Origin of the sequence: uncultured Leptotrichia sp. (genome assembly GCF_938036635.1) — a bacterium.
Taxonomy (GTDB): Bacteria; Fusobacteriota; Fusobacteriia; order Fusobacteriales; family Leptotrichiaceae; genus Leptotrichia; species Leptotrichia hongkongensis.
Map to the genome: position 1 here is coordinate 1 of NZ_CALHQO010000079.1, position 2,718 is coordinate 2,718.

Here is a 2,718-nt window from a genome sequence, read left to right on the forward strand (position 1 = left end):
ATTTTAAAAAATGTCAAATTCTAATTTTATTCGAATAATTTTTCTAAATTTGATTTTTTTTCATTTTAAGTATATAATGTAAAATAAAAAAATAGGAGAAAAAATGAAAATATATACTGCCCCAATGGCTGGGACTACTGATTATTCCTTTAGAAAAATACTTCAAAAATTTAAGCCAGATTTTTTGTTTACAGAAATGGTAAATGCTAATTTACTGAATCGTGAGGATGATACTACAATAAATGAACTTTTAAAATGTGATGATAAACAACAAACTGGAACACAAATTTTTGGCGGAGATAAGGATGAATTGATTTCAGGGATTTTAAAGTTGAAAAATTTGGGATTTAGAAAAATTAATATAAATATGGGGTGCCCACAGCCTAAAATTATAAAAAATGGGGCAGGCTCGGCTCTTCTTGAAAATTATGACTTAGTTGATCAGGTTCTTTTGGAAACACAAAATATTGATGCTGAAATTTCGATAAAAATACGTGTCGGTTATAAAGATTTTGACAATCCTGAAATTTTTTTGAATTTAGCAAATAAGCATAACCTTGATTTTATCTGTGTGCATGGACGAACTCAAAAGCAAATGTATTCTGGAACTGCCAACTGGGAAATTGTTGAAAAACTAAGCAAAATACCAAGAAATATAAATTTTTTTGGAAATGGTGATTTATTTGAGCCTACCGAAATAAAACGAAAAACATCCTCCTGCAATCTTGACGGTATAATACTTTCACGTGGAATAATAGGTAATCCTTGGTTAATTCAACAAACAAGGGAATTTCTCAATATTGGCAAAATAAACACAATTCAAACTTTTGACGAAACAAAATCGATTGTGTTGGAACATCTGCAAAATATTGCGAAACATAAAGGCGAGATGAAGGCTGTACTTGAAATAAACAAATTTTTACGTCCATATTTTCACAAATTTTGGGATAAAAATTTGGATAGAAATAGTGAATTCGGAGTAATTGAGAACTTTTATGATGAAAATCTAAAAACAGATATTGACAAAATTATTTTGGAAAAAAGAATTTTTGAAAAAATAAAGATGATTAAAATGTTGTAAATAAGTTTTTTTATTGAAATTCTTAATAAAAAAGGGTATAATCACAGTTGAAAGTTAACTGTGATTTTTTTGAAGGAGAGTGCAAGAAATGATTATTACAAATGTGAACAATGAAATTCAAAACAAGAGTTTAGCAAAGGATATTCGATTTTGTATTGAATTTGCCAAAAAAAATGAAAATAAAATTTTATCGCTTGTAAATGGAAGTTATGATGTTGGTTATAACAATATCAAAATGAATCTTGGAAAATATTTTACGAAAAGTGAAAATGAGAAATTTTGGGAAAGTCACAAAAAATATTTGGATGTACAGATTATGATTAATGGAACTGAAAAAGTCGCAATTAATGATATTCAAGACATGGAAGTCAAGAGCTTTGATGAAGAGAAGGACCTTACAATTTTAGAAGGTGATAAAGCATTTGATATAGTTATGAAAACTGGAGATGTTCTTGTATTTTTTCCAAATGATGTTCACAAGCCTGAACTTAATGTTTCTGAAAATGATGATTCTGGGAATATAAGAAAAATCGTTACAAAAGTTGTTTTTAAAATTGAAATCAACAAAATGAATATTTAAAACAAAACTTTATAACTAAAGAAAATAATAAAAAAGGAGTTTAAAGATGTATTTTCCAGAGCCACTGAAACAAGGAGATAAAGTGTTTTTAGTTTGCACTTCTTCGCCTATTTTTGCAGAAGATATTGAAAAATGTAAGGAAACTGTGAAAAACTTAGGTTTTGAGCCAGTCTTAGGAGAAAGCCTTTTTGAGAATGTTGGAGGATATATGGCGGGAACACCTGAAATTAGGGTGAAAGATTTGCACAGGGCTTTTTCTGATAATGAAATTAAAGGAATTTTTTGTGTGAAGGGCGGATTTAGTGCTTCACAACTTTTGGATAAGCTGGACTATGAATTGATAAAGAAAAATCCTAAAGTTTTTGTGGGTTATAGCGATGTTACAAATTTGAGCATTGCTTTTAATCAAAAGTGTAATTTGGGAGTTTTTCACGGTCCTATGGTAAAGTCGAATATGTTTAATGATTTTAATAAGTTTACAAAAAAATCTTTTTTTAATGCCTTGGATAAGAAAAAAGGTGAAAAATGGTTATTTAAAAATCCAATAGATGAAAAAACTGGGACAGAAAAAGAAACTTCACTTCTGTATAAGAAAGATTTTGAAAATAAAAAAATAAACGGCGAATTAACTGGTGGAAATCTTTCAATAATTGTTACAACTTTAGGAACAGATTATGAAATCGATACAAAAGGAAAAATATTTTTTATTGAGGAAATTGAAGAAGAAATCAGCAGAATTGACAGAATGATGACACATTTGAAATATGCTGGAAAATTTGAAGACTGTAATGCGGTTTTGTTAGGTAATTTTGCAGGCTGTGAAAATACTTATGGGGAAAATTATGAGTTAATGGACTTTTTAAAAGATTTTTTCAAAAATTATGAAAAGCCTGTAATTTATGGACTTGAAAGTGGACATAAAAAGCCTGACTTGGTAACAATGCCGATGGGAGCAAAATGTACTTTGAAAATTAATGAAAATAAGAATGAAATTTATTTTGAAAAATAATATTTTTAAATGAATAATTGCTATTGTGAAGTATAGCAATTATTTTTT

General features: G+C 28.2%; 3 protein-coding genes. All 3 read left to right on the top strand.

Annotation, left to right across the window (positions count from 1 at the left end):
* Positions 1-103: 103 nt before the first annotated feature.
* On the top strand, positions 104-1,081 hold the full coding sequence (locus Q0370_RS01480) for a tRNA-dihydrouridine synthase (RefSeq protein ID WP_299571142.1): 978 nt from the start codon (positions 104-106) through the stop codon (positions 1,079-1,081).
* Positions 1,082-1,169: 88 nt separating this feature from the next.
* Positions 1,170-1,661: a YhcH/YjgK/YiaL family protein gene (locus Q0370_RS01485; RefSeq protein WP_299571145.1), complete on the top strand. Its 492-nt coding sequence runs from the start codon at positions 1,170-1,172 to the stop codon at positions 1,659-1,661.
* Positions 1,662-1,743: 82 nt separating this feature from the next.
* A complete protein-coding gene (locus Q0370_RS01490) occupies positions 1,744-2,670 on the top strand; it encodes an LD-carboxypeptidase (RefSeq protein ID WP_299571149.1) in 927 nt (308 codons plus the stop codon).
* The last annotated feature ends 48 nt before the right edge of the window (positions 2,671-2,718 follow it).

Coding starts and splice junctions, on each gene's coding strand:
- Q0370_RS01485 (WP_299571145.1), top strand. CDS start 1,170: ATGATTATTACAAATGTGAACAATGAAATTCAAAACAAGAGTTTAGCA.
- Q0370_RS01480 (WP_299571142.1), top strand. CDS start 104: ATGAAAATATATACTGCCCCAATGGCTGGGACTACTGATTATTCCTTT.